Annotated in this window: 4 protein-coding genes; 1 reads left to right on the plus strand and 3 read right to left on the minus strand. The window is 66.7% G+C overall.

Annotated elements, in window-relative coordinates; all coding sequences use genetic code 11:
• Window positions 1-50: 50 nt before the first annotated feature.
• From mctP to ACWGH4_RS31790, 3 genes are all read right to left on the minus strand, one after another.
• Window positions 51-1,685: a monocarboxylate uptake permease MctP gene (gene mctP, locus ACWGH4_RS31780; protein WP_307708205.1), complete on the minus strand. Its 1,635-nt coding sequence runs from the start codon at window positions 1,683-1,685 to the stop codon at window positions 51-53.
• Entirely contained in the window at window positions 1,682-1,963 is a 282-nt protein-coding gene (locus ACWGH4_RS31785) for a DUF3311 domain-containing protein (protein WP_441264116.1), read from the minus strand. Before ACWGH4_RS31785 ends, mctP begins: the two co-directional genes overlap by 4 nt.
• A 179-nt stretch (window positions 1,964-2,142) precedes the next feature.
• The gene (locus ACWGH4_RS31790; protein WP_441264237.1) at window positions 2,143-2,907 is read right to left on the minus strand and encodes a UTRA domain-containing protein; all 765 of its coding nucleotides are present in this window, start codon (window positions 2,905-2,907) and stop codon (window positions 2,143-2,145) included.
• 306 nt (window positions 2,908-3,213) lie between these two features.
• Here ACWGH4_RS31790 and ACWGH4_RS31795 point away from each other — a divergent pair, with 306 nt between their 5' ends.
• Entirely contained in the window at window positions 3,214-4,518 is a 1,305-nt protein-coding gene (locus ACWGH4_RS31795; RefSeq protein WP_441264117.1) for a sugar ABC transporter substrate-binding protein, read from the plus strand.
• Window positions 4,519-4,556 lie beyond the last annotated feature (38 nt).

Genomic DNA, 4,556 nt, shown 5'->3' on the forward strand with positions numbered 1-4,556 from the left:
CCGCCGCGCTTCCCGGGGGAAGACGCGACGGCCCTTCGCCGTGCGACCGGTCAGTGACCGCCGGGAGCGCCCGCCGTGGCCGGCGGCAGCTCCACCTTGACGCCCGGGTCGCCGGCGTCCGCCGTGTAGTCGGACGGGCTGGTCTCGTCGATGCCGTCCGGGGCCTTGGCCGCCCGCAGGACGAAGGTGAGAACGACGGTGACGACGACGTTCAGCACGAACGCGGTGAGACCGATGTAGCCGATCTCGCCGATGCCCGGGATCTCCGCGGACGAGCCGCCGAAGTGCTTCTGGGTCGGGCTGGCCACGCCGTACGCGGCGGCGGTGCCGTAGATCATGCCGACGGCCCAGCCGCCGATGAGCGCCCACCGGTGGAACCAGCGGGTGAACAGACCGCCCACCAGCGCCGGGAAGGTCTGGAGGATCCAGATGCCGCCCAGAAGCTGGAAGTTGATCGCGACCGTCTTGTCCATGGTGAGGACGAAGGCGAGCGCGCCGACCTTCACCAGCAGCGAGACCAGCTTGGAGACCTTGGTCTCCTGCGCCGGTGTCGCGTCGGGCTTGAGGAAGTCCTTGTAGATGTTGCGGGTGAAGAGGTTCGCCGCGGCGATCGACATGATGGCCGCCGGGACGAGTGCGCCGATGCCGATGGCGGCGAAGGCGACGCCCGCGAACCAGTCGGGGAACATGTTCTCGAACAGCTGAGGGATCGCCAGCTGGCCGTTCTTGACGTTCACCCCGGCCGCGATCGCCATGAAGCCGAGCAGCGCCAGCAGGCCCAGCATCAGCGAGTACAGCGGCAGGATGGTGGTGTTGCGGCGGATCACCTCACGGCTGCGCGAGGAGAGCGTGGCCGTGATCGAGTGCGGATACATGAAGAGCGCGAGCGCCGAACCGAGCGCCAGCGTGGCGTAGCCCCACTGGCCCAGCTCGCCGGGCACCAGAGCGCCGTTGGGCTTGTCGGTGGCCGGGTTGATCTGGGCGAACTTCTCGCCGGCGCTGGCGAAGATCTCGTCGAAGCCGCCGAGCTTGATCGGGATGTAGATGATCGCCACCGCGATGACGATGTAGATCAGGGTGTCCTTGACGAAGGCGATCAGTGCCGGGGCACGCAGTCCGGAGGAGTACGTGTAGGCCGCGAGGACACCGAAGGCGATCAGCAGCGGCAGGTCCTTGACGAACCAGTGCGTGGTTTCGCCGCCGCCCACGCCCATGACGTCCAGCACGGCCTGGATGCCGACCAGTTGGAGCGCGATGTACGGCATGGTGGCGAGGATGCCGGTGACGGCGACCGCCAGCGACAGGCCCCTGGAGCCGAAGCGTCCGCGGACGAAGTCCGAGGTGGTGACGTATCCGTGCTTGTGCGACACCGACCACAGCCGTGGCAGGAAGGTGAAGATCAGCGGGTAGACGAGGATCGTGTACGGCACGGCGAAGAAGCCGGCCGCCCCCGCCGCGTAGATGGCCGCCGGGACGGCGACGAAGGTGTACGCGGTGTAGAGGTCGCCGCCGAGCAGGAACCACGTCACCCAGGTGCCGAACGACCGGCCGCCGAGGCCCCATTCGTCGAGGCTGTTCTCGTTCTCGGCCTTGCGCCAGCGCGAGGCCAGGAAGCCCATGACCGTCACGGCCAGGAAGAAGAAGATGAAGACGGCGAGTGCGACGCCGTTCACGCCGTCCTTCATCGGGACGCACCCCCCTTGCGGGCGCGCTGGTCACGCTGCCACAGCTTGTAGGCGATCATCGTCAGGGCCGTCGAGATCAGGACCCAGAGCATTTGGTACCAGTAGAAGAACGGCATGCCTATGAACGTGGGTTCGACCTTCGCGTACGAACCGACCCAGAGCATCGCCACGAACGGGGCGACGAGGCAGAGGGCGATGATCACGCGCACCGGTGTGACGACCGGTGCTTTCGCTTCGGGCGCTTCAGGCGCCTCTGGTACCTCGGGCACTGCTGACATGCGGCTCCGTCCCCTTGCTGATCACCTGTGTAATGGGCAGGAAATCTAGGCGAGCCGTTCGCGCCGAGTCACCCCCGGTCCGCATATCGGTACGGCAACGACTTCCGGTCGGCGGGGGCAAAACGTGACATGGCACCGCAACAGGTTGCGGTGCCATGCGGCCGGAAGGGGGAGCGGGGTCAGTCGTTGGGGCGCTGGAGCCTCGCGACGAACTTGTAGCGGTCGCCGCGGTAGACGGAGCGGACCCACTCCACCGGCTCTCCCTGGGCGTCCAGCGAGTGGCGGGAGAGCATCAGCATCGGCAGGCCGACGTCCGTGCCGAGCAGGCCGGCTTCTCGCGGGGTGGCCAGCGAGGTCTCGATGGTCTCCTCGGCCTCCGCGAGATGGACGTCGTAGACCTCCGCCAGAGCGGTGTAGAGCGAGGTGTACTTGACCAGGCTGCGGCGAAGCGCCGGGAAGCGCTTGGCGGACAAATGCGTGGTCTCGATGGCCATCGGCTCGCCGCTCGCGAGGCGCAGCCGCTCGATACGCAGCACCCGGCCGCCGGCCGCGATGTCCAGCAGTCCGGCCAGGGTGTCGTCGGCTGTGACGTATCCGATGTCCAGCAGTTGAGACGTGGGTTCCAGTCCCTGTGCGCGCATGTCCTCGGTGTACGAGGTGAGCTGGAGCGCCTGGGAGACCTTGGGCTTGGCAACGAACGTGCCCTTGCCCTGGATGCGTTCGAGCCGGCCCTCGACGACCAGTTCCTGGAGCGCCTGGCGGACGGTGGTGCGGGAGGTGTCGAACTCGGCGGCCAGCGTCCGTTCCGGGGGCACGGGGGTGCCCGGCGGCAGGGTCTCCGTCATGTCGAGCAAGTGGCGCTTGAGCCGGTAGTACTTGGGCACGCGCGCGGTGCGGGTCTGTGCCCCGCCCTCGGCTTCCGTGCCGCCCCCGTCCATGGTCATGGCCCGCCTTCCCGACTGCTGTGCTCCTGCCGTCACCGGCTCCTCCGTCTGCTGCGGCTCACATGGTGGCACGGACCGGTAACGGGTCGTCGCCCTCCCTCAGGTGTCGGTCCGATAACGGACACGACAGCCCTTCTTATACACCCTTGACACCCCTAAAGGTCTAGGCCAAGCTCCCGGTACTGGTCTAAACCATTAAGGATCAGGTCCCAGCCCCACGGCAGAATCTGGCGCGCGTCCCGTCAAGTGCTGCGCGACTCCCGGGTGGTGGGGGGGTAACTCTTGCATCCCTTTGAGGAGGGTGGCGTGAAGCGCAAGCTCGTAGCAGCGGTGGGTGCGGTGGCCATGATGGCCTCGGTCGCGGCCTGTGGTTCCGACGGCGGCAGTGAATCGGCGAAGAGCCCGAAGGACCGCAAGGAGACGTTGACCGTCTGGCTGATGGTCGACGCCCAGTCGACCTGGCCCGAGCTGGTCAAGGACGTCAACGCGCAGTTCAACAAGAAGTACCCCGGTGTGAAGGTCGACGTCCAGTACCAGCAGTGGGCGGACAAGGCCAAGAAGCTCGACACGGCCCTCGGTGGCGACAAGTTCCCCGACGTCGTCGAGCTCGGCAACACCGAGACGATGCAGTACATCCTCAACGGCGCCCTCGCGGAGATCGACCCGAAGAAGTACGAGAACTCCGACACCTGGATCCAGGGCCTGAAGGACACCTGCTCCTTCGAGGGCAAGCAGTTCTGCGTTCCTTACTACGCCGGCGCCCGTGTCGCCATCTACAACACCGAGATGCTCAAGAAGGGCGCGGGCGTCGACAAGCTGCCCGAGACCGAGGACGAGCTCCTGGCGGCGATGGACAAGGTCTCGGCCGAGTACGGCAAGAAGGACAAGCGCTTCTCGTCCCTCTACCTGCCGGGCCGCTACTGGTACGCCGCCATGTCCTACGTGGCCGCCTACGACGGCAAGATCGCCGAGTACGACGAGGGCGCGAAGGAGTGGAAGGCCTCGCTCTCCTCGCCGGAGGCGCAGAAGGGCATCCAGCACTTCATCGACCTGGTCAAGAAGTACAACAAGGCCGACCAGACCAAGGACGAGCAGGACCACGCCAACGTGATGGCCAACGAGAAGGCCGCCCTTCTCTACGGCAACGGCTGGGAGTCCGGCTCCGTCATCGACGGCAAGAACAACGGCAACCCGAAGCTCGAGGGCAAGATCCTCACGGCCGGCATGCCCGGCCCGAACGGCAAGGCGCTGCCCTCCTTCATCGGCGGTTCCGACCTCGCGGTGACCAGCAAGTCGAAGGTCGCGGACCTGGGTGAGGAGTGGATCTCGCTCTTCACCAACGAGAAGTCCATGGAAGTCCTCGCCGCCAAGAACATCCTTCCGAACAACACCAAGCAGCTGGAGCCGCTGAAGGCGAAGCCGGAGACCGCTCCGATCGCCAACGCCGTCCCGGACGCGTGGTTCACCCCGATCGCCCCGGGCTGGACCTCGATCGAGAAGGAGGAGGTCCTGGAGAACATGCTCCTGGCCATCCTCAAGGGTGACTCCGTGGAGGCGGCCACCAAGGCGGCCGACGCCAAGATCAACGAGCTGATCAACCAGGAGTCCTGACGGGCCTCGGGCGTCCCGGCGCCCCCCCGAGGACGCCC

This window comes from Streptomyces sp. NPDC054847 (assembly GCF_053610925.1).